20 protein-coding genes and 1 tRNA gene are annotated in these 22,019 nt (G+C 71.9%); 6 read left to right on the top strand and 15 right to left on the bottom strand.

Annotation, left to right across the window (positions count from 1 at the left end):
* Positions 1 to 81: 81 nt before the first annotated feature.
* The 3 genes from MMF93_RS19525 to MMF93_RS19515 form a co-directional block, all read right to left on the bottom strand.
* Positions 82 to 843 carry a glycosyltransferase family 2 protein gene (locus MMF93_RS19525; protein ID WP_242753320.1) on the bottom strand — a complete coding sequence of 254 codons (762 nt, stop codon included), beginning with the start codon at positions 841 to 843 and terminating at the stop codon, positions 82 to 84.
* A gap of 6 nt (positions 844 to 849) precedes the next feature.
* Positions 850 to 1,638 (bottom strand): GntR family transcriptional regulator, encoded by a 789-nt coding sequence (locus MMF93_RS19520; RefSeq protein ID WP_242757665.1) that lies wholly within the window; start codon positions 1,636 to 1,638, stop codon positions 850 to 852.
* Positions 1,639 to 1,821: 183 nt separating this feature from the next.
* Positions 1,822 to 1,903 (bottom strand) — tRNA-Tyr (locus MMF93_RS19515).
* A 233-nt stretch (positions 1,904 to 2,136) separates the two neighbouring features.
* Here MMF93_RS19515 and MMF93_RS19510 point away from each other — a divergent pair.
* Positions 2,137 to 2,625 carry a YajQ family cyclic di-GMP-binding protein gene (locus tag MMF93_RS19510; protein ID WP_242753318.1) on the top strand — a complete coding sequence of 163 codons (489 nt, stop codon included), beginning with the start codon at positions 2,137 to 2,139 and terminating at the stop codon, positions 2,623 to 2,625.
* Positions 2,626 to 2,695: 70 nt separating this feature from the next.
* On the opposite strand, the gene MMF93_RS19505 is transcribed toward MMF93_RS19510, so the two are convergent.
* The 12 genes from MMF93_RS19505 to MMF93_RS19450 form a co-directional block, all read right to left on the bottom strand.
* On the bottom strand, positions 2,696 to 3,100 hold the full coding sequence (locus MMF93_RS19505; RefSeq protein WP_242753316.1) for a YccF domain-containing protein: 405 nt from the start codon (positions 3,098 to 3,100) through the stop codon (positions 2,696 to 2,698).
* Positions 3,097 to 3,963 carry a zinc metalloprotease HtpX gene (gene htpX / locus MMF93_RS19500; protein WP_242753314.1) on the bottom strand — a complete coding sequence of 289 codons (867 nt, stop codon included), beginning with the start codon at positions 3,961 to 3,963 and terminating at the stop codon, positions 3,097 to 3,099. Before htpX ends, MMF93_RS19505 begins: the two co-directional genes overlap by 4 nt.
* Positions 3,964 to 4,181: 218 nt before the next feature.
* A complete protein-coding gene (locus MMF93_RS19495; RefSeq protein ID WP_242753312.1) occupies positions 4,182 to 5,858 on the bottom strand; it encodes an NADH-quinone oxidoreductase subunit N in 1,677 nt (558 codons plus the stop codon).
* Positions 5,855 to 7,489 carry a complex I subunit 4 family protein gene (locus tag MMF93_RS19490; RefSeq protein WP_242753310.1) on the bottom strand — a complete coding sequence of 545 codons (1,635 nt, stop codon included), beginning with the start codon at positions 7,487 to 7,489 and terminating at the stop codon, positions 5,855 to 5,857. The genes MMF93_RS19495 and MMF93_RS19490 overlap by 4 nt, the downstream gene beginning before the upstream one ends.
* Position 7,490: 1 nt before the next feature.
* Complete coding sequence (locus tag MMF93_RS19485) at positions 7,491 to 9,599, bottom strand: NADH-quinone oxidoreductase subunit 5 family protein (RefSeq protein ID WP_242753308.1); 2,109 nt, start codon at positions 9,597 to 9,599, stop codon at positions 7,491 to 7,493.
* Positions 9,596 to 10,075, bottom strand: a complete 480-nt coding sequence (gene nuoK / locus MMF93_RS19480) for an NADH-quinone oxidoreductase subunit NuoK (protein ID WP_242753306.1) — start codon at positions 10,073 to 10,075, stop codon at positions 9,596 to 9,598. Before nuoK ends, MMF93_RS19485 begins: the two co-directional genes overlap by 4 nt.
* On the bottom strand, positions 10,075 to 10,713 hold the full coding sequence (locus MMF93_RS19475; RefSeq protein ID WP_423835623.1) for an NADH-quinone oxidoreductase subunit J family protein: 639 nt from the start codon (positions 10,711 to 10,713) through the stop codon (positions 10,075 to 10,077). Before MMF93_RS19475 ends, nuoK begins: the two co-directional genes overlap by 1 nt.
* A gap of 17 nt (positions 10,714 to 10,730) precedes the next feature.
* On the bottom strand, positions 10,731 to 11,534 hold the full coding sequence (locus MMF93_RS19470) for a NuoI/complex I 23 kDa subunit family protein (RefSeq protein WP_242757663.1): 804 nt from the start codon (positions 11,532 to 11,534) through the stop codon (positions 10,731 to 10,733).
* Positions 11,535 to 11,560: 26 nt separating this feature from the next.
* Complete coding sequence (locus tag MMF93_RS19465; protein WP_423835477.1) at positions 11,561 to 12,517, bottom strand: complex I subunit 1/NuoH family protein; 957 nt, start codon at positions 12,515 to 12,517, stop codon at positions 11,561 to 11,563.
* Positions 12,517 to 13,740 (bottom strand): NADH-quinone oxidoreductase subunit C, encoded by a 1,224-nt coding sequence (locus tag MMF93_RS19460; protein ID WP_242753304.1) that lies wholly within the window; start codon positions 13,738 to 13,740, stop codon positions 12,517 to 12,519. Before MMF93_RS19460 ends, MMF93_RS19465 begins: the two co-directional genes overlap by 1 nt.
* Complete coding sequence (locus MMF93_RS19455) at positions 13,737 to 14,492, bottom strand: NADH-quinone oxidoreductase subunit B (protein ID WP_242753302.1); 756 nt, start codon at positions 14,490 to 14,492, stop codon at positions 13,737 to 13,739. The genes MMF93_RS19460 and MMF93_RS19455 overlap by 4 nt, the downstream gene beginning before the upstream one ends.
* A complete protein-coding gene (locus MMF93_RS19450; protein ID WP_114018848.1) occupies positions 14,483 to 14,854 on the bottom strand; it encodes an NADH-quinone oxidoreductase subunit A in 372 nt (123 codons plus the stop codon). Before MMF93_RS19450 ends, MMF93_RS19455 begins: the two co-directional genes overlap by 10 nt.
* 329 nt (positions 14,855 to 15,183) lie before the next feature.
* Between MMF93_RS19450 and MMF93_RS19445 the strand changes: the two genes are divergently transcribed.
* From MMF93_RS19445 to rarD, 5 genes are all read left to right on the top strand, one after another.
* Positions 15,184 to 16,524: a sensor histidine kinase gene (locus MMF93_RS19445; protein WP_242753300.1), complete on the top strand. Its 1,341-nt coding sequence runs from the start codon at positions 15,184 to 15,186 to the stop codon at positions 16,522 to 16,524.
* Between the two features lie 261 nt (positions 16,525 to 16,785).
* Complete coding sequence (locus MMF93_RS19440) at positions 16,786 to 17,445, top strand: response regulator transcription factor (RefSeq protein ID WP_242757661.1); 660 nt, start codon at positions 16,786 to 16,788, stop codon at positions 17,443 to 17,445.
* 237 nt (positions 17,446 to 17,682) lie between these two features.
* Positions 17,683 to 19,620 (top strand): 2-oxoacid:acceptor oxidoreductase subunit alpha, encoded by a 1,938-nt coding sequence (locus tag MMF93_RS19435; protein ID WP_242753298.1) that lies wholly within the window; start codon positions 17,683 to 17,685, stop codon positions 19,618 to 19,620.
* Positions 19,613 to 20,743 (top strand): 2-oxoacid:ferredoxin oxidoreductase subunit beta, encoded by a 1,131-nt coding sequence (locus MMF93_RS19430; protein WP_423835476.1) that lies wholly within the window; start codon positions 19,613 to 19,615, stop codon positions 20,741 to 20,743. The genes MMF93_RS19435 and MMF93_RS19430 overlap by 8 nt, the downstream gene beginning before the upstream one ends.
* A 181-nt stretch (positions 20,744 to 20,924) precedes the next feature.
* The gene (rarD, locus tag MMF93_RS19425) at positions 20,925 to 21,920 is read left to right on the top strand and encodes an EamA family transporter RarD (RefSeq protein WP_242753296.1); all 996 of its coding nucleotides are present in this window, start codon (positions 20,925 to 20,927) and stop codon (positions 21,918 to 21,920) included.
* The last annotated feature ends 99 nt before the right edge of the window (positions 21,921 to 22,019 follow it).

Here is a 22,019-nt window from a genome sequence, read left to right as displayed (position 1 = left end):
CCACCCCGGATTCTCCGAGGCCGACGCCCGGGTTCTCCGAGGCCGCCCCCGCGGTTTTCCGAGGCTCGGCCCCGTGGCCGCCTACTCGCCTCCCGGATACTGCCAGCGCATACGGCCCAGCGCCTTCGCCCTGGCCTCCACGACGGCCATGCGCGCGTTCCGTTCCACCGTCTCGGTATGGTCCGGCCGGCTCGTGGCCTGGCCCGGCCACTTCCGGTAGAGGAGACCGGCCTCGCCGTGGAACCAGCCCTCCGCGACGGCGTTGAGGGCCAGCAGGAGACCGGTGTCCTCGGAGGCCGGCAGCGCGGTCCACCCGCCGAGCGCGGTGAGGAGGTCCCGGCGGACGCACAGGGACGCGGGATGCACCTGTGCCCTGTAGTCGTGCGCCTGCCAGTGCTCCAGGACCGCGCCGCGTTCGACGACCCCCTCGGGCGGGTCCTGGTCGAAACCGACTCTCGAGCCGTCGGGCAGCAGATCGAGCACCCGCGCGGTGGTCCAGCCGAGGTGCGGACGCGAGGCCAGGACACGGACGTCCCGGCTCAGCGCGCCGGGGGTCAGCATGTCGTCGGCGTCCAGCACGCGCACCAGGTCGACGTCCCGGCCCACCCGGGAGAGGGCGAGCGTCCTGGCGACGCCGGGCCCGCCCGGGCGCCCCTGTCCGAACGACACGCGGTCGTCCCGGGGCACGTGGGGCGCGACGTCGTCGCTCTTCCCGTCCTCCTGGACGACCCAGCGCCACTCCCATCCGGCGGGAAGCTCCTGCTCCCGGAGCGACGTCCACGCGTCGGACAGGTGGCAGGCCGACGGACCGTGCACCGCGGTGACTACGACGACGCGACCCACGAGGGGTCACCACCTTTCGAGCTGTGTGGTGAAGATCATTTCGGTGCGGTCGCCCGGCAGCACGAGGTCCGACACCTCGACCGCACGGTCCGCGACGTCGCGCGAGACCTTCCGGACGACGAGCACGGAGGTCCCGGGCAGGAGGCGCAGTTCTTCCGCCTCCTCCGCTGTGGGCGGCCGAGCAGTGACGTGCTCCTCCATGCGGTCGATCTCGATGCCGACCGTGCGGAGTTGGTGCATGGTCCCACCGGGCCACGGTTCGTTCGCGTCGTCGAGCAGCCTGGGGTTGCCGGAAACGTGGTCGCGCACGAGGTAGCTGGTCACGAGGTTGAAGGGCGCATCCTCCTGGCGGTACCTCGTCCGGTAGTTCCGCTGGATGAGAGCTGTCCCCTCGGTGAGGCCGAAGACGGCCGCGAGGTCGCCGCTCGCCTGCACCTCGCGGTAGTACGCGTGGAAGAGCAGGTCGTCCATCACCAGGCCCGTGTCGTGCTCCGTCGCCCCCGTCCTGGCCCGCTCCTCGTCGGAAATCAGCGCACGGCTCTTCTCCCACTGGTGACGCTCGTTGCTGCGGGTCACCCTCTTCCGGGGCTTGCGCACGAAGCTGCCCCGACCGTGCCGCTTCTCGATCAGCCCCTCCGTCTGGAGGAGACTGAGCGCTTGCCGGACCGTCAGGAGGGTCTTCCGGTACTTCCCCGAGAGCTCCGCCTCGGTCGCCAGCTTGTCGCCAGGGATCAGCTCACCTGCGCGGATGGCCTCTCTCAGGTCGTCAGCGATCTGCTCGTAGGCCTTCGCCACTGCGCTCATCCCCTGTCACCGGTGCGGCCCTCACCATACGAGTCCTCAAGTCCTCTTGATGACTGAAGGTCAGCGTGTCGGCACACGCAGAGGTCACGGGCGGGAGGCGGTCCGGGAGCGGTGACACAGCAGAAGGGGCCCCCGACCGGCCTCACGACTGGTCAGGGACCCCTTCTGTTCCTGTGGCGGCGCCAGGATTCGAACCTGGGAAGGCTGAGCCGGCAGATTTACAGTCTGCTCCCTTTGGCCGCTCGGGCACACCGCCTGGGATTGCTGCCCGGTGCCCGCCTGGGGCGGTGCTCCGCGGCAACGGTGTAAACCATACCCGATGGCCGGGGGTGGTTCGCCACCCGGTTCGCGCCGCGGCGAGTGGTCCGCGCGGCGCCGCCGAGGAGAGCGCGGAAGGCCGGTCGCGGGTGGCTAGGCTTTGCGCACGGCTGCCGCCTCGACGCGGCCGCCGCCTTTCTGCCGGATCTATGTACGAGGAGCCAACTCACCATGGCCGACTCCAGTTTCGACATCGTCTCGAAGGTCGAGCGGCAGGAGGTCGACAACGCGCTGAACCAGGCCGCGAAGGAGATCTCCCAGCGGTACGACTTCAAGGGTGTGGACGCTTCGATCGCGTGGTCGGGCGAGCGGATCGAGATGCGGGCGAATTCCAAGGAGCGGGTCGAGGCCGTGCTCGACATCTTCCAGTCCAAGCTGGTCAAGCGCGGCATCTCGCTCAAGGCGCTCGACACCGGTGACCCGCAGGCCTCCGGTAAGGAGTACCGCATCGGCGCGTCCCTCCAGGAGGGGATCTCCCAGGACAACGCGAAGAAGGTCGCGAAGGTGATCCGGGACGAGGGTCCCAAGGGCGTCAAGGCGCAGGTGCAGGGCGAAGAACTCCGGGTGACCTCCAAGAGCCGCGACAGCCTTCAGGAGGTCATCACGCTGCTGAAGGGCAAGGACTTCGACTTCGCGCTGCAGTTCGTGAACTACCGCTGAGCGGGGCCGTGCCGTCCGGGAGGGGCCGGCCGCCGCTGCCCGGACCCTTCCGGACGGCGGCGGCCGGGCTTCACCAGCGGTAGTGCGGGTACGCCGCCGGGGTGCCCGTGGGGACGATCTCGCGGCCGAGCGGCATCAGCGAGATCGGCACCATCTTGAAGTGGGCCAGGCCGAACGGGATGCCGATGATGGTCACGCACAGCCCCACGCCGAGCGTGATGTGGCCGATGGTGAGCCAGATCCCGGCGAAGATGAGCCAGACGATGTTGCCTATCCCGGAGGCCGCGCCGGCGTCGTGCCGCTGTACGGCTGTTCTGCCGAACGGCCACAGCGCGTAGGCCGCGATACGGAAACACGCCAGCCCCCACGGGATGGTGATGACGAGCACGCAGCACAGGGCACCGGCGAGCAGATAGCCGAGGGCCATCCACAGTCCGGAGAAGATCAGCCAGATGAGGTTGAGAAGGGTCTTCACCCTCGCCAGCCTGCCATCTTCTCCAGCCGTGCGACACGTTCGGCCATGGGAGGATGTGTGGAGAACAGCTTGGTCATGCCGCCCTCGCCTCTGCGGAACGGGTTGGCGATCATCATGTGGCTCGCGGTCTCCAGCCGTGGCTCGGGCGGCAGCGGGAGCTGCGCCGTACCGGCCTCCAGCTTGCGGAGCGCGGAGGCGAGCGCCGCAGGGTCACCGGTGAGCTGAGCGCCCGAGGCATCCGCCTCGTACTCCCGGGAGCGGGAGACGGCGAGCTGGATGAGGGAGGCGGCGACCGGGCCCAGCAGCATGATCAGCAGCATGCCGACCAGCCCTGGCCCCTCGTCGTCGTCGGAGCGGCCCAGGGGGATCAGCCAGGCGAAGTTCACCAGGAAGAGCACCACGGAGGCGAGGGCCCCGGCGATGGACGAGATGAGGATGTCCCGGTTGTAGACGTGGCTGAGCTCGTGGCCGATGACGCCGCGTAGCTCCCGCTCGTCCAGGAGGCGCAGGATGCCGTCCGTGCAGCACACCGCGGCGTTGCGCGGGTTGCGGCCGGTCGCGAAGGCGTTCGGTGCCTGGGTGGGCGAGATGTAGAGCCGCGGCATGGGCTGCCGCGCGGCCGTCGACAGTTCGCGGACGATGCGGTAGAGCTGCGGGGCCTCGAACTCGCTGACCGGGCGGGCGCGCATGGCACGCAGCGCCAGCTTGTCGCTGTTCCAGTACGCGTACGCGTTCGTACCCAGCGCGATCAGCAGGGCGATCAGCAGGCCCGTCGTGCCGAAGAAGCTCCCGATGACGACGATGAGAGCGGACAGCCCTCCGAGGAGCAGAGCTGTCCTCAGCCCGTTGTGCCGGCGGTGCACGGTACGCCCTCCAGATGGTGCTGCGGGGCCCCGAGCCGGGCGGACCTTCCGCCGTCGACGGCCCCGTCATGTGGACCCTCCCTTTCCCGTCAACGGAGAGCGCACGTTCTCGGTTCCCCGGGGGCCGACGCGTTCCCGGTACCCCTTCGGACGGCACCGGAAGCGGGTACGGGTCGCCCGGTGGAGGGAGACCTGGAGGGCCCCAGGCGGGCCGCGCGTCAGAACAGCGCGAGGTCCGCGAACCGGAGGAGCAGCTGGGGAGCGCCGGAGGTGGCGAGGGCGAGCACCGAGGTCAGTGCCACGGTGACGGTCAGGGGCAGCGGGATGGCCACCGGCGCGGGCGCGGGGCCAGCGCCGGCCGGCTGCCGGGCGGACGGGCGGAAGAGCAGCGCCGTCCAGGTGAGGTAGTAAACGAGCGCGATCACGACGTTCACGGCCATCACCACGGCGAGCCAGCCCAGCCCGGCGTCCACGGCCGCGGAGAAGACGGTGACCTTGGCGAACAGTCCGACGATCCCCGGTGGCAGGCCCGCCAGGCACAGCAGGAAGAACGCGAGTGCCGCGGCGGCCCAGGGGTGGGTGCGGGCGAGGCCGCGGTAGTCGTCGAGCCTGCCGTCCCCGCCGGGCGGCCGGTGCGCGGCGACGACGGCGAAGGCGCCCAGGTTCACGACGGCGTACATGAGCGCGTAGGCGACTGTCGCGCCGACCGCTCGTCCGTCCTGGCCCGTCACACCGGCGGCGGCGATCGGGACCAGCAGGTAGCCCGCCTGTCCGACCGAGGACCAGGCGAGCAGCCTGACCGCCCCGTGCGCACGGTCGGCCCGCTGGCGCAGTGCGCCCAGGTTGCCGACGCTCATGGTGAGCGCGGCCAGCACCGCGAGCACGGGCCCCCAGACGTCCGCGTACGAGGGGAACGCCCGGACGGCGACCAGGATCAGCCCGGAGAAGCCGGCTGCCTTGCCGACCACCGACAGGTAGGCGGCGACGGGCACCGGCGCGCCCACGTAGGTGTCGGGGACCCAGAAGTGGAAAGGTGCGGCGGCCGTCTTGAAGGCGAAGCCGACCAGGGTGAGCGCCACGCCTGTCGCCGCGAGGGTGCCCAGCCGGCTGTCGACTCGGGGCAGCGCCTCGGCGACGGTCTCCAGGTGCATGCTGCCGGTGGCGGCGTAGACGAAGCTGACTCCCAGGAGCATCACGGCGGTGGCGGCGACGGACGAGAGGAAGAACTTCAGCGCGGCCTCGGAGGAGAGCCGCTGTCCGCGCCGGAGTCCGACCAGGGCGAACGCCGGGAGGGAGGCGACCTCCAGGGCGACCACGAGTGTCGCCAGGTCGCGTGAGGCGGGCAGCAGGGCGGCGCCGGAGGCCGAGGACAGCAGCAGGAACCAGAACTCGCCGGCGGGCAGCCGCTCCTGCCGTACCGGTGTCATCGACAGCAGGGCCGTCACCAGGGCGCCGCCCAGGACGAGCAGCTGGAGGGAGAGGGCGAAGGGGTCGGCGACGTAGCTGCACGCGCGCGGACCGGCCGTGAGGCAGAAGGTGTGCCGGTCCTCGCCGGCCAGAGGGAGGAGCGACAGCGCGGCGAGCGCGAGCGCCACGGCGGACAGCGGTCCGAGCAGACTCTTGCGGCGCTCCGACAGGAACAGGTCGGCCACCAGGACGACGAGTGCGGCGACGGCGACGATCGCCGGCGGGGCGATGGCGGCCCAGTCGACGTTCTGGACGAGCTGGTGCACCCCTTGCGCCCCCTGCGTCCCTTGGGCGGCCGCGCTGTGCACGAGAGCGTGCCCGTTGTGCACGAGGTCGTGCCCGCTGTGCACGAGGTCGTGCGCGCCCTGAGCGGTGGCGCTCGGGGCGGTTCCGTGAGGGCCGTGGAGGACGGCGGTGTGGAGCGTCATCGGGTCACTCCTGGCAGGAGGCTCTGCACGGCCGGGTCCATCAGTCCCAGGAGGGCCGCGGGCCACAGTCCGGCGAGGACGGTGAGGACCACCAGCGGGGTCCAGGCGGCGAACTCGACACCTCGGACGTCGGGCACCTTCGCCAGGCCCGGGACCGACGTGGGGGCGGCCGGGTCGCCCATGCACACGCGGCGCACGACCAGGAGCATGTACGCGGCCGTCAGGAGCGTGCCGAGGGCGCCGAGGGCGAGGAAGACCAGGAAGGCGGGCCTGCTGAGCCCGGCCGCCGGATGGTAGGCGCCCAGGAGGGCGAGCAGTTCGCCCCAGAAGCCGGCCAGCCCCGGCAGTCCCAGTGAGGCGACGGCGCCGAAGGCGAGCAGCCCTCCCAGCCGCGGTGCCCTGCCGTAGAGCGCCGCTCCCGTGGCGCCGGCGAGGGTGTCGAGATCGCTGGTGCCCGCGCGGTCCTTCAGGGCACCGACGAGGAAGAACAGCAGGCCGGTGACGAGCCCGTGCGCGAGGTTCGCGTAGAGGGCACCGTTCACGCCCGTGTGGGTGAGGGTGGCGATGCCCAGCAGGACGAAGCCCATGTGCCCGACGGAGGAGTACGCGATCAGCCTCTTGAGGTCGCCCTGCGTGCCCGGGGACGACTGGGGCGCGAAACGCCTCCATGAGCGGTCGGAAGAAGGGAGGGCGAGGGCCAGACAGGCGAGCGATCCGTACACGATGCCGACCACGGCGAACGCCGCCAGGTACGGCGCGAAAGTGTGCGCCCCCTCCGGCACGCCTGGCAGGACGATGCGTACGAACCCGTAGGTGCCCATTTTCAGCAGCACACCGGCCAGCAGGACGGAGCCCACGGTGGGCGCCGCCGTGTGGGCGCCGGGCAGCCAGCTGTGCAGCGGCCACATGGGTGCCTTGATGGCCAGTCCCAGGCCGATGGCCAAGGCGGCGAGCACCTGGGTGGTGTGGCCGAGCCCGGCGCCGTGCTGCCGGGCGAGCGCGGCCATGTCGAACGTGCCGGCGTTCAGCCCGAGGAGCAGCAGTCCGAGCAGCATCACCACGGAGCCGAGCAGCGTGTACAGGATGAACTTCCACGCGGCCGGTCCCCTGCCTTGACCGCCCCACCGGGCGATGAGGAAGTACATGGGGACGAGGACCGTCTCGAACGCCAGGAAGAACAGCATCAGGTCGAGCACCGCGAAGGTGGCGAGCGTGCCGCACTCCAGCAGCAGGATGAGCGCCACGAACGCCTTCGGGCTCGGTCCCGCGGGCATCCTGGCGTAGCTGTAGAGGGCGCACAGGAACGCCAGCAGTGCCGTCAGGACGAGCAGCGGCAGGGAGATGCCGTCGATGCCGAAGTGCAGCCGTACGTCCAGCGCCGGGATCCAGCTGACGTCGGACTCGGCCTGCATGGCGTCCGAGCGGTCGGTGTCGAAGCCGAGCGCCAGCACGACGGTGGCGAGCAGCACGACGCCGGTGACGGTCACACCGTGCCGCAGCACCGCCTGGTCGGGGCCGCGGCCGCGCAGTCCGGGCGGTGCGGGCAGCACGGCGGCCACGGCGCCGAGCAGCGGCAGCGCGACGACGGCGACGAGGAGCGCCTGCAGGACGGTGTCGTCGAGCGGGATCACGTCACGCCCCTCCGTTTCCGGTCGCGGCCACCACGGCGATGACGGCCAGCACGAGGGAGCCCGTCAGCAGCGCACCGAGGTAGGTCTGCACGTTGCCCGTCTGGGCGCGCCGCACGGCCGCGCCCAGCAGCCGGGCGCCGCGTCCGGCCCCGTTCACGTAGGCCTCGACGACCTCCCGGTCCACGAAGCGCACCAGCCGGGCGGCTCCCGCCAGGGGGCGTACGGCGACGGCGTCGTAGAGGGCGTTCAGGTGGAAGCCCGCGGCGGCGTGCCGGTGCAGCGGCCCGAGCAGCAGCACACCGGGGTCGGCGTCGTGCTGCGGGTCGAGCGCGGCGAGTGCGGTGCTGTGGCGCCAGGTGGCGTAGGTGACGAGGCCGCCCACCAGGGCGACGCCTGTGGCGAGTACGGAGGTCGTCAGCGTGGGCGTGAGAGAGGCGCCGTCGAACCAGTGGGGCAGCACGGGGAAGACGAGACCGAGGGCGAGAGAGGGCACGGCGAGGACCCACAGGACGGCGTTCATGACGACGGGAAGGCGGTGGTGCCCGTCTGCACTGTCCCCGGTCTGCTCCGGGGTGGCGAGGTCCGTCTCCGGTGCCTGCTGCGGCACCTGTTCGGGTACGTGCTCTGCGGCTTTCTCCGGTCCGACGACGAGTGGCGCCGCCCTGTCGGTGCCGTGGGCCGTCCCCTCGGTTGCCTGGCCGCCGGGGCTGACGGTTCCCCGCAGCCGCTGGGGCGCTCCGGCCAGTAGCCACAGCCGCGTCGCGTAGGCCGCGGTCAGCAGCGCGGTGACCAGACCCGCCACCAAGACGATCCACCCGGCGCTCGCGGGCGCGGCGTGCGCCCCGTCGAACGGGGCGTGCGCGCCTCCGAAGGCGGCGTGTTCGGCTCCGGCGAGCACGGCCTCCTTCGAGAAGAATCCGGAGAACGGCGGGATGGCGGCCAGCGCGAGCAGGGCGATGCTCATCGTCCAGTACGCGTCGGGCGCACGGCGGGCGATGCCGCCGGTACGCGCCATGACAGTCAGCGAGTTGGTGCCCGCCGCGTGGATGACCACCCCGGCCGCGAGGAAGAGCAGCGCCTTGAACGCGCCGTGGGTGAGCAGGTGGAAGACGGCGGCACCCCGGTCGGCGACGGCCAGGGCCGCGACCATGTAGCCGAGCTGGCTGATCGTCGAGTAGGCGAGCACCCGTTTGATGTCGTCCTGGGCCAGCGCGGCCAGTGCGGAACCCGTCATGGTGACGGCGGCGACGACCGCCAGAACGACCAGCGCGGCGGTGGAGGCGGCGAAGACGGGCAGCAGCCGCGCCACCACGTACACGCCGGCCGCGACCATCGTCGCCGCGTGGATCAGCGCGGAGACGGGCGTGGGGCCCGCCATCGCGTCCGGCAGCCAGGAGTGCAGCGGGAACTGCGCCGACTTGCCCGCGACCCCGGCGAGCAGCAGCAGGGCGATCAGCGTCGGGTGCGTCAGTTCGAAGCCAGACAGCGACGACGTCAGCCGGGTGACGACGGTGCTGATACGGAAGCTGCCCGCCTCGGAGGCCAGCGCCAGGATGCCGATGAGGAACGGCACATCACCCAGTTTGGTGACCAGGAAGGCCTTGAGGGAGGCGGACCTGGCCGCCGGGGTCTGCCAGTAGTGCCCGACCAGGAAGTACGAGCAGATGCCCATGACCTCCCAGCCGACCAGCAGCACGATCAGATCGTCGCTGTAGACCACCAGGAACATCGCGGCCGTGAACAGGGAGACGAGCGCCGCGTACGAGGCGTAGCGGGGGTCGTCGCGCAGGTAGCCCGTCGAGTACAGCTGCACGCAGGTGGCGACGAGACCGACGAGGACCGCGACGAGCACGGCGAAGCCGTCGAGGTGGAGGGCGAGTTGGATCGGCAGCGCGTCGTTGCCCGTGGGTGCCAGCTCGGTCGCGGCCCGGACCGGGGTGCCACCGCCCTGGCGCACCGCGACGACGACCGCGAGGACGGCGGCGGTCAGGGTGGGCAGCACGGCCAGCGGCCGCACGAACCCGGGGGCGCGGCGGCCGAGCAGAAGGCCCGCGAGCGCGCCGAGCGCGGGAAGGGCCGGGACGAGAGCGGCGAGGATCGTGGTGCTCACGCGGGGCGCCTCCCTGCGTCAGGACTGCCCTGACGTGCCTGGTCAGAGCCGCTGTCGGCGTCGTTGTCAGTGGCGGGTGCCAGACTCTTCCCCTCGCGTGAACCGCCGCCGCGGACACCGGCATCGGCACCGGTTTCGGCTTCGGCTTCGGCTTCGGCTTCGGCACCGTCGCGCTCGTTCAGGTCCCGGAGCCTGTCGACGTCGGAGCTGCCGCGGTTGCGGTACACGAGCAGGACGATGGCCAGGCCGATGCCGATCTCGGCCGCGGCGATCGCGATGGTGAAGAGGGTCAGCGCCTGGCCCGCGTGCAGGGTGTCGCGGAGCCAGACGTCGAAGGTGACGAGGTTGAGGTTGACGGCGTTGAGCATCAGCTCGACGGCCATCAGGACGAGGATGGCGTTCCTGCGCGCGAGGACGCCGTAGAGACCGACGCAGAAGAGGAGGACGGCGAGAGTGGCGGGATAGGCGAGATGCATCAGTTCCCACCCGCCTTGCCCGGGGCGCCACTGCCGCCGGCGCCCGGACGGGCGGCCTGTTGCCGTCTGGACAGCACGATGGCGCCGACCAGCGCCGCGAGAAGGAGGACCGACAGCGCCTCGAAGGGCAGCACCCAGTGCCGGAAGAGCGCCATGCCGGTCACCTCGGAGGAGCCCTCGCCCGGGCCCACGGGCTGCTCCAGGTCGATCCATGTGGCACGGAAGGCGTCGACGACGACGGTGACGAGGGTCGCCGCGGCCGCGAGGGAGACGACGAGCGCCACCCAGCGGTTGCCCGAGTCGGCGTCGGGCGAGCGACCGATGGGGGCTCTGGTCAGCATGAGGCCGAAGAGGATGAGGACGACGACGGAACCGACGTAGATCAGCACCTGTACCCAGGCGATGAACTCGGCGGTGAGCAGGAGGTATTCGACGGCGACCCCGCCGAGCGCGACCACCAGCCACAGCGCCGCGTGCACCAGCTGCCTGGTGACGACGGTCACCACGGCGGCGCCGAGGGTGACGAGTCCGACGAGGAGGAAGATGATCTCCACCCCGGTGGGGGAGAGGAAGCCGGGATGCCCGGCGGCGAGCGGCTGGAGGCCGTGGAGGTGCGGGAGGGGCTCGGCGTGCGCCAGGGCCGTGGTCGCGGGACTCACGCGTCACCGTCCCGTCGGTCCTCGTCCCGTGCCGCGCCGGGGGTCGGTCCGCCGGGGAGCGCTCCTCCGGGGGCCGGTTCACCAGAGGCCGACTCGCCGGCTGCCGCATCACCAGGGGCCGACTCGCCGGAGGCGGCCTCCTGAGAGGGGGCGACCTCCTGGTCGGGGGCGGTCTCCTGGTCGGGGGCGGTCTCCTGCGGGGGCTGTTCACGATGGGCGGCGAGCCGCTCGGCCTCGGCCGTCTGCGCGGCCTTGTCCGCCGCCTTACGGGCCGCGGCCAGCTCCTTGGCCTCCTCGGCACGCTCGTCCAGCCCGGGCGGCTCGGGCACGGTCCACATCCACTCCCGCAGCTTGTCCCGCTCGTGGGTGAGTTCCCGGATGTCGGTCTCCGCGTACTCGAACTCGGGCGACCAGAACAACGCGTCGAAAGGACACACCTCGATGCAGATACCGCAGTACATGCACAGCGCGAAGTCGATGGCGAACCGGTCCAGCACGTTGCGGCTGCGCTCGCGGCCGCCCGGCGCGGCAGGAGGAACCGTCTCCTTGTGGGAGTCGATGTAGATGCACCAGTCCGGGCACTCGCGGGCGCAGAGCATGCAGACGGTGCAGTTCTCCTCGAACAGCCCGATCACGCCCCGGGTGCGGGGCGGCAGATCGGGCTGCACGTCCGGGTAGTGCTCGGTGACCGACCGCCGGGTCATCGTGCGCAGCGTGACGGCCAGGCCCTTGGCCAGCCCGGAGCCGAAGACCCCGCGCGAGGTCCGGTCCCGCTCCTCGGACGTGCGCTCGGAGGGCATGCGCTCGGAGGGCGTGGGGGACACGGCTACATCACCACCTTGACGACGCCGGTGAGGGCGATCTGGAAGAGGGCGAGCGGGACGAGCGCGGTCCACGCCAGCCGCTGGATCTGGTCCTCGCGCAGCCTCGGATAACTGACCCGCAGCCAGATCACGCCGAAGGCGAGCACACCCGTCTTCAGCAGCATCCACAGCCAGCCCAGGCCGTCTGCGGACGGACCGTGCCAGCCGCCGAGGAAGAGCACGGCGGTGAGCGCGGAGAGAACGACGATGCCCGCGTACTCAGCGAGGAGGAACAGTGCGAACCGCAACCCCGTGTACTCGGTGTACGCACCGAAGATGATCTCCGAGTCGGCGACCGGCGCGTCGAAAGGCGGCCGTTGCAGCTCGGCGAGGCCCGCCGTGAAGAAGACGACACCGCCGACGAGCTGCCACGGCAGCCACCACCACTCCCAGACCCCGAGGATGCCCGGGAGCGAGAGGGTGCCGGCCGCCATCGCGACGGAGGCGGCGGCGAGCAGCATCGGCAGCTCGTAGGCCATGAGCTGGGCCGCGGTGCGCAGACCGCCCAGGAGGGAGAACTTGTTGGCCGACGCCCAGCCGCCCATCAGCGAGCCGAGGATGCCGACCCCCATCACCGCCAGCACGAAGAAGATCCCGGCATCCAGCGCCTGGGCCACTCCCCCGCCCGGCGCGACGGGGATCGCGACGAGCACCAGCAGATAGGGGATCAGCGCGAGCGCGGGCGCCAGATGGAAGACCCGCCGGTCGGCGCCGTCGGGGACGATGTCCTCCTTCTGCGCGAACTTCACACCGTCGGCGACGAGTTGCGCCCACCCGTGGAAACCGCCCGCGTACATGGGCCCGACCCGGCCCTGCATGTGGGCCATGACCTTGTGCTCGGTCTGCCCGACCAGCAGGGGCAGCAGGAGGAAGGCGAGGAAGACGGCGACGATCCGGACGGTCACGTCGAGAGCGTCCATCAGGCTCCGTCCTCCCCGCGGTCGTCTCCGTGGTCGTCGCTGCGGTCGCCTGTACGGCCGTCACTGCGGTCGGCTCCGGCGCCGTCGCTGCGGTCCTCGTCGGCGCGAGGCCCCGCGCCTTCGTCGGTGCGGGGCTCGGCGTCCTCGGACCCGCTGTCGCGCGCCGGGCGGGCATGGTGCCAGGGAGCGTCGGCGGAACGGGGCGGCTCCGGCACGGACGGTGCCTCGGTCCCGGACGGTGCCTCGGTCCCAGACGGCGGCTCGGCGGCAGTGGGGCGCTCGCTCTCGGACTGCTTCGCGGCGGTCTCGGGCTGCCCCGTCGAGGCTGTCTCCGTCGGGGCCGTCTCCGTCGGGGCCGAGTCCGGTGGGGCCGAGTCCGTCGGGGCCGTCTCCGTCGGGGCCGACGACTCCGTCGGTTCGGCCGGGCGTTGGGAGGCCGAGCCGGCGCTCGCCGAGCGGTTGCGGCGGGGGCGGCGCGCAGCGGCGGGGGGCGTGGGGGCGGCTTCGGTGCCCTCCGGCGTGCCGGACGAGTCCCCGCGCTGGGAGGCCGATCCCGCGCCCGCGCTGCGCGCGCGCCGTGGGGTGTCGCCGGCGGCGCGGCGGGAGCGCTCGCGGGTGGGGGCCGGGGGCAGCTGCCCCTTGAGGGGGCCCCACTCGTTGGGGTCGGGGACGCCGGGCGGCAGCATCTGGCGGCGCTTGGGACCGCCGTGCCCGGACTCGCCGGGCTCCTTGGCGCCCGGCCACGCCTTGGCGACCCGCGCGGCCAGTACGAAGTCCTTGCGCAGCGGGTGCCCCTCGAAGGTCTCGGGCAGCAGCAGCGGTTCGAGGTGGGGGTGGTCGGTGAAGTCCACGCCGAACATCTCGTGGGTCTCGCGTTCGTGCCAGGCCGCACCGGCGTAGACGCCGGTGGCGGTCGGCAGGGCGGGGGCCTCGTGCGGGACCGTCGTGCGCAGGAGCAGGCCGCGCACGCCGGCTCCCGCCAGGTGGAGGGCCGCCACGTGGGCGCAGACCTGGAAGCCGGTGCCGGGCTCGTCCACCGCGCTGAGCCAGTCGAAGAAGGTGCAGCCGAGTGCGTCACGGGCCGTGGTGAGCGCGGGGATCCAGGAGGCGGCGGGCACGTCGACGGTGAGCAGACCGTACGCCTCGGCGGCGCTCGCACCCTCACCGAACAGTTCGCCGGGCGGGCGCGGCAGCCAGCCGGGGTGCTCGGGCGGCACGGTCACCGTTCCCCCTCCTCTGGTTCGGCAGGGCCACCGGCCGGGCCACCGATCGAGTCACCGGACGAGCCGTCGGCCGAGGAACCACCGGAGGCCGAACCACCGGAGGCCGAACCACCGGTACCCGTATCGCCGGATACCGGGCGGGCGGGTGGGGTCACCAGGTCGCTGGTGAGGGCCGCGGCCGAGGGGCCCGGGCCCGCGTCGCGGGCGTGGCCGCGCGCGTGGGCGTAGCGGTCGGCGGTCGACTCGGCGGCGATCTTCTCCTGGAGCTTGAGCACGCCCTGGAGCAGCGCTTCGGGGCGGGGCGGACAGCCGGGCACGTAGACGTCGACGGGGATGATCTGGTCGACGCCCTTGGTGACGGCGTAGGAGTCCCAGTAGGGGCCGCCGCAGTTGGAGCAGGCGCCGAAGGAGATGACGTACTTGGGCTCCGGCATCTGCTCGTACAGGCGTTTGACGGCGGGAGCCATCTTGTCGGTGACCGTGCCGGACACAACCATCAGGTCGGCCTGCCGGGGCCCCGGGGCGAAGGGGATGACGCCGAGCCGGATGAAGTCGTGGCGCGCCATGGAAGCGGCGATGAACTCGATGGCGCAGCAGGCCAGCCCGAAGTTGAAGACCCACAGGCTGTAGCGGCGGCCCCAGTTGAGGACCACCTTCATCGGCTCGGGGGCCAGCCGCGAGAGCAGGCCGAGCCGGGGGCGGCCCTCGGGGCGCGGGGCCGGTGCGGGGTCAGGGGTGTGCGTTACGTCCATTCCAGGACGCCCTTCTTGTACGCGTACAGCAGCCCGACGGTCAGGAAGCCGAGGAAGACGAACATCTCGGCGAGGGTGATCCCGCCGAAGCCCGGGGCGTCGAAGACCGTCGCCCAGGGGAAGAGGAAGACCGAGTCGACGGCGAAGATGACGTACAGGAAGGCGTAGACGTAGTAGCGGATCTGGGTGTGTGCCCAGCCTTCGCCGACCGGGTCGACGCCGCACTCGTAGGTCAGCATCTTCTCGCGGGTGGGGACGACGGGCCGCAGCAGCCGGCCGGCCGAGAAGGCCACGCCCACGAAGAGCACACCGACGACCGCCACCAGCCCGACGACCGCGTAGCCGTGGAAGTAGTCCGGCACCTGTCCCGTCCCGTGTCGGTGTGTGCTTTCGGCGTTCGCTTCCGGTGTTTGCCTTCGGCGTGTGCCTTCGACGATCTGTACGCACGGAGTGTAGGCCCTGCCGCACTCCCGGAGGACAGCAGCGTCACACTCCTGGACGGTCCCGCACCCGGCGCCCTGACGGTTTTCGGACAGCGCCGTGCCGAGCCCGCGAGGGCACCGGAGCACGGCGCCGCAGCAGGGATCCGCAGCAGGGGCCCGCAGCAGGGGCCCTGGGTGGGGTTAACCCCCGTCGAAGGACTGCGGTGCGCAGGATTACCCGCCGCGCCGGAGCGGAGGATCCTTGTGGCATGACCACGGTGACCACGGTGACCCCTCTCCCCCGCCCCTGGTGGCTCGCCCTGTTGCGGGCGCCGCTGGCCCGGCAGTCGATGCGCGAGCTCACGTACGTGGCCACGGGGCTGCCGCTGGCGTGCATCGCCTTCTGCTATGCCTTCGGCGCGCTCGCGTTCGGCGCCGCCCTGCTGATCACCTTCGTCGGACTGCCGGTGCTGGCGGCCGGGCTGGCGGGGTGCCGGGCTCTGGGGCACCTGGAGCGGGCCAGGGCGCGCGGTCTGCTGGAGCTTGATGTCCGGGAGCCCGAACCGGTGCGGACGCTGCGGCGGTCGAGCGGGGTGATGTCGTGGATAGGGGCCCTGCTGCGCAGCGGGGTGTCCTGGCGGCACCTGCTCTACGCGCTGCTGCACCTGCCCTGGTCGTTCTTCAGCTGCCTGGCGGCCGGTGCGAGCCTGTGCGCCGGCTGGGGGCTGCTGACCTACCCCGCCTGGGAGTGGCTCTTCCCCCGGTACGCCGACCGCCCCGCCCTCCAGGTCGGTACCGACGGCATCGTCCTCGGCTCCCGGCGGCTGGCGCACGCCAGGGCACTGGACGGCCCCGTTGAGCTGGCGGTGGTCGCGGGGTGCGGGCTGCTGGTCGTCCTGCTGACGCCGTGGCTGGTCCGCGGTCTGGTGCAGGTCGACAAGGTGCTGGTCGGCGGCCTGCTGGGCCCCTCGTGGCTGGCGGCGCGGGTGACGGAGCTGGAGACGGACCGCGGCGTGGTCGTGGACACGGCGGCTGCCGACCTGCGCCGCATCGAGCGGGATCTGCACGACGGGGCGCAAGCGCGCCTGGTGTCACTGGCGATGGGGCTCGGGATGGCGAAGGAGAAGCTGGGTGAGGATCCCCGGGGCGCGGCCACGGTGGTCGAGGAGGCGCACCAGGAGGTGAAGCTGGCGCTCGGGGAGCTGCGCGACCTGGCGCGCGGGATCCATCCGGCGATCCTCACCGACCGGGGGCTGGGCCCGGCGCTGTCGGCGGTCGCGGCGCGCTGCACCGTTCCGGTCGCGGTCACCGTGGAGCTGCCGCAGCGGCCGGCGGCCGCCATCGAGGGGATCGCCTACTTCACCGTCTCCGAGCTGCTGCAGAACATCAGCAAGCACAGCGGCGCGCGCCACGCGTCGGTGGAGATATGGCGCAGCGGTGAGCGGCTGCTCCTCCAGGTGACGGACGACGGGCGAGGCGGTGCTTCGGTGGCGGCGGGTTCGGGGCTGGCCGGGCTCGCCGACCGGTTGAGCGCAGTGGACGGGCTGCTGATGGTGCACTCGCCGGCCGGCGGCCCCACGGCGGTGACGGCGGAACTGCCCTGGCGGTGACGGCCAGGCCCCCCGGCGGTGACGGCCGAGCCACCCTGGCGAATGGCAGTGGAGCTGCCCTGGTGGTGACCGGGGCGGTGACCGGGGCGGTGACCGGCACGGGCGGAGCGGGCAGGGCGAGCAGGGAAAGGCGAGCAGGGAAAGAGGAGCCGCGATCTGGGATGCTGAGGGCGTCGCCGAGCCGGCGGCCGGGGGACGTGGGGGAAGGGCGTGGGGAGGAACGTGGGGGAGACCGCCGGGGGGAACAGCGTGGAGCGCACGGTGCGCGTGGTGATCGCCGAGGACTCCGTCCTGCTGCGGGAGGGGCTGACGCGGCTGCTGACCGACCGGGGGCACGAGGTGGTGGCCGGCGTCTCGGACGGCGAAGCGCTCGTCACCGCGGTGGAGGAGCTGGCCGCGGCAGGGCGGACACCCGAAGTGGTGGTCGCGGACGTGCGGATGCCGCCCACGCACACGGACGAGGGCGTGCGGGCCGCGGTCCGGCTGCGCGCGCGCCATCCGGGGCTGGGGGTGCTGGTGCTCTCGCAGTACGTGGAGGAGCAGTACGCGACGGAGTTGCTGGCCGGGTCGAGCCGCGGGGTGGGCTATCTGCTCAAGGACCGGGTGGCGGAGGTCAGGGAGTTCGTGGAGGCCGTCGCGCGGGTCGCGGACGGCGGCACCGCCCTGGATCCGGAGGTGGTGGCCCAGCTGCTGGGGCGCAGCCGCAGGCAGGACGCGCTGGCCGGGCTGACGCCGCGGGAGCGTGAGGTGCTGGCCGCGATGGCCGAGGGGAGGACGAACGCGGCGATCGCGGGTGAGCTGGTGGTCAGCCCCGGGGCGGTCGAGAAGCACGTCAGCAACATCTTCGCGAAGCTGGGTCTGCCGCAGAGTGACGCGGATCACCGTCGGGTGCTGGCGGTGCTGCGCTATCTGGACTCCTAGGCTCCGGCGGCGGGCGTGCCCGGACGCGGAGGTGCTTTCCCGCTGGTCGGAGCGGGTGGGAGGGCGACAGGTGCGGGCGTGCCGGGGTGCGGCGCTGTCCACGCGGAGGGCCCACGGCACTCGGATGCCCGCATCCGTCTCAGAAATATGTCCACGATGGGAACAGCTGCGGGAAGGCAACCCTTAGCAACGTACGATGGCTGACGAGCCGCCGCCTTGAGGGAGGTCCGATCCACCGTGACCAGTCAGGTCGAAAGCCCAGCCGGGCCCCAGTCCGGCCCCGAAGGGGGCCAGGGCTCCGGACGGGACGCCGGCAGTAAAGAGGTCAGGCGCCTGGACCGGGTGATCATCCGGTTCGCGGGCGACTCCGGCGACGGCATGCAGCTCACCGGAGACCGCTTCACGTCGGAGACGGCCTCGTTCGGCAACGACTTGTCGACGCTGCCGAACTTCCCGGCGGAGATCCGCGCCCCCGCGGGCACGCTGCCGGGCGTCTCCAGCTTCCAGCTGCACTTCGCCGACCACGACATCCTCACGCCGGGCGACGCGCCCAACGTGCTGGTGGCGATGAACCCGGCCGCGCTGAAGGCGAACATCGCCGACGTGCCGCGCGGCGCCGAGATCATCGTCAACACGGACGAGTTCACCAAGCGGGCGATGGCGAAGGTCGGCTACGCAGGCAGCCCGCTCGAGGACGGTTCGCTGGACGGCTACCGCGTGCACCAGGTGCCGCTGACGACGTTGACCGTCGAGGCGCTCAAGGGCTTCGAGCTGGGCCGCAAGGAGGCCGGGCGGTCGAAGAACATGTTCGCGCTCGGTCTGCTGTCGTGGATGTACCACCGGCCCACCGAGCAGACCGAGGCGTTCCTGCGGTCGAAGTTCGCGAAGAAGCCGGACATCGCCGAGGCGAACATCGCGGCCTTCCGCGCGGGGTGGAACTTCGGCGAGACGACGGAGGACTTCGCGGTCTCCTACGAGGTCGCGCCGGCCTCCTCCGCCTTCCCTCCGGGCACCTACCGCAACATCTCGGGGAACCTGGCCCTCTCCTACGGGCTGGTCGCCGCCTCCCAGCAGGCGGACCTGCCGCTGTTCCTGGGCTCGTACCCGATCACTCCGGCCTCCGACGTGCTGCACGAACTGAGCAAGCACAAGAACTTCGGGGTGCGCTCCTTCCAGGCAGAGGACGAGATCGCGGGCATCGGGGCCGCGCTGGGTGCCGCGTTCGGCGGTTCCCTCGCGGTGACCACCACCTCGGGCCCGGGCGTGGCGCTCAAGTCGGAGACGATCGGGCTGGCCGTCTCGCTGGAACTGCCGCTGCTGATCATCGACATCCAGCGCGGCGGCCCCTCCACGGGCCTGCCGACCAAGACGGAGCAGGCCGATCTGCTCCAGGCGATGTACGGGCGCAACGGCGAGGCGCCGGTGCCGATCGTGGCGCCGTCCACCCCGGCCGACTGCTTCACGGCGGCGCTGGACGCGGCGCGGATCGCGCTCACCTACCGGACGCCGGTGTTCCTGCTCTCGGACGGCTACCTGGCCAACGGCTCCGAGCCGTGGCGGATCCCGGACGTGGACGACCTGCCCGACCTGCGCGTGCGGTTCGCCTCGGGCGCCAACCACGAGCTGGACGACGGCACCGAGGTCTTCTGGCCCTACAAGCGCGATCCCCACACGCTGGCCCGCCCGTGGGCGGTGCCCGGCACCCCAGGACTCGAACACCGCATCGGCGGTATCGAGAAGCAGGACGGCACGGGCAACATCTCCTACGACCCGGCCAACCACGACTTCATGGTCCGCACCCGCCAGGCGAAGGTGGACGGCGTCGAGGTCCCCGATACGGAGGTCGACGACCCGAGCGGGGACGCGAAGCTGCTCGTCCTGGGCTGGGGTTCGACGTACGGGCCGATCACCGCCGCGGTGCGCCGGGTCAGGGCCGCGGGGGACGAGATCGCGCAGGCCCATCTGCGCCACCTCAACCCGTTCCCGCGGAATCTGGGCGAGGTGCTCGAGCGTTACGAGAAGGTCGTCATCCCCGAGATGAACCTGGGCCAGCTCGCCACCCTGATCCGCGCCAGGTATCTGGTCGACGCGCAGTCGTACACGCAGGTGCGCGGCCTGCCGTTCAAGGCCGAGCAGCTCGCGACCGCACTCAAGGAGGCCCTCGCACATGGCTGAGACGTCCCCCGGTCTCGCGCAGGAGACCGCCCCGGCCCAGCCGGCCGGGGCGCCGCCGGCGCCCGAGGCGCTGTCGCTGGTGCCCCGCGCCGTGGGCAAGCAGTCGATGAAGGACTTCAAGTCCGACCAGGAGGTGCGCTGGTGCCCCGGGTGCGGTGACTACGCCGTCCTGGCGGCCGTCCAGGGCTTCATGCCGGAGCTGGGGCTGGCGAAGGAGAATATCGTCTTCGTCTCCGGCATCGGCTGCTCGTCCCGCTTCCCGTACTACATGAACACCTACGGGATGCACTCCATCCACGGCCGCGCCCCGGCCATCGCCACGGGCCTGGCCAGCTCGCGGCGCGATCTGAGCGTGTGGGTGGTCACCGGTGACGGCGACGCGCTGTCCATCGGCGGCAACCACCTCATCCACGCGCTGCGTCGCAACGTCAACCTGAAGATCCTGCTGTTCAACAACCGGATCTACGGGCTGACGAAGGGCCAGTACAGCCCGACCTCCGAGGCCGGGAAGATCACCAAGTCGACGCCGATGGGGTCGCTGGACGCCCCGTTCAACCCGGTGTCGCTGGCGCTGGGGGCCGAGGCCTCGTTCGTCGCGCGTACGGTCGACTCGGACCGCAAGCACCTCACGAGCGTGCTGCGGGCCGCCGCCGACCACCCGGGCACGGCGCTGGTGGAGATCTACCAGAACTGCAACATCTTCAACGACGGCGCGTTCGAGGTGCTCAAAGACAAGGAACAAGCGCAGGAGGCCGTGATTCCGCTGGAGCACGGTCAGCCGATCAGGTTCGGCGCGCCGGCCGAGGACGGTCTCGGCTCCCGGGGCGTCGTGCGGGATCCGGCCACCGGCGACCTGCGGATCATCGACGTGACCGAGGAGGGCACCGAGGGCGTTCTGGTGCACGACGCGCAGGCCGCGACGCCCACGACGGCGTTCGCGCTCTCCCGGCTCGCCGACCCGGACACGCTGCACCACACCCCGATCGGTGTGCTGCGCGATGTGCGCCGGCCCGTCTACGACACCGAGATGGCCAACCAGCTCGAACACGCGGCCGAACAGGGCGGCAAGGGTGATCTGTCCGCGCTGCTGCACGGCAACGACACCTGGACGGTCGTGGGCTGAGCCCACCCCGCTCCGTCTCCGGCGAGGCCCGGCACCCGAGGGTGCCGGGCCTCGCCGCGTCGCGTCTGCCCCCGAGGCCCGACAGGACCATAATTCAGTACGGAAATGACAAGAAGGGAGCTCTCCGGCTACCTTCGAGAGGCCGACACACCACACCTGGACCAGAAGGCGGGGAGGGCTCATGGGAGCACCGAGCGCGCAGCGCACAGGCCTGCTGTTCGGCTTCGCGGCGTACGGACTGTGGGGGCTGCTCCCGCTGTACTGGCACGCCCTCGCCGACACCGGCGCGGGCGAGGTGCTCGCCCACCGCATGGTCTGGTCGCTGCCCACGGCCCTGGTGATCCTCGCGTTGCTGCGCCGCTGGTCGTGGGTGAAGGCGCTGGTGCGCCAGCCCAGAACGCTCGGTCTGCTGGTGCTGGCAGCCACCGTGATCTCCGTCAACTGGGGGCTGTTCATCTGGTCGGTCAGCGCCGGCAAGGTCCTGGAGTCGTCCCTGGGCTACTTCATCAACCCGCTGGTCTCCATCGCCTTCGGCGTGCTGCTGCTGCGCGAGAGGCTGCGCGTCGCCCAGTGGGTCGCCGTCGGCATCGGCACCCTCGCCGTCGTCGTGATGACCGTCGCCTACGGCAGGCTGCCGTGGATCTCCCTCTGCCTGGCGTTCAGCTTCGCCACCTACGGCCTGATCAAGAAGCACATCAAACTCGAAGGAGTGGAGAGCTTCAGCGCCGAGACCGCCGTGCAGTTCCTGCCGGCCCTGGGCTTCCTGCTCTTCCTCGGCGCCCGCGGCGACTCCTCCTTCACCACCGAGGGCCTCGGCCACGCGCTGCTGCTGGCCTGCGCGGGCGTGGCCACCGCACTGCCGCTCATCTTCTTCGGCAGCGCCGCCGTACGGCTGCCGCTCTCGACGATCGGCCTTTTGCAGTACCTCGCCCCGGCCTTCATGTTCGTCCTCGGCCTCACCGTCTTCCACGAGGAGATGCCGCCCGAGCGGTGGGCGGGCTTCGGACTGGTGTGGGTGGCGCTGTGCCTGCTGACGTGGGACGCCCTGCGCAACGCCCACAAGGGCCGCGCCGCTCTGCGCGCCGCGGCGGCACGCGCCCGCGCACAGGGCGAGGAGGGCGAGGGGGGCGAGGAGAGCACCGCCACCGCCGTCCCGGAGGCGTCCCCGCGCGCGTGAACCGCGTCCCGCGAGACGGGAAAGACGTGGACGCGCCCCGGAGGGGCGCGGGGAACGGCGCGAGGCACCACAACGCTCCCGCGGACCGCACACGGCGGA

The organism is Streptomyces tubbatahanensis, from assembly GCF_022699385.1.
Taxonomy (GTDB): Bacteria; Actinomycetota; Actinomycetes; order Streptomycetales; family Streptomycetaceae; genus Streptomyces; species Streptomyces diacarni.
The sequence above is the reverse complement of the archived record's forward strand: the minus strand, read 5'-3'. Positions and strand labels throughout refer to the sequence as shown.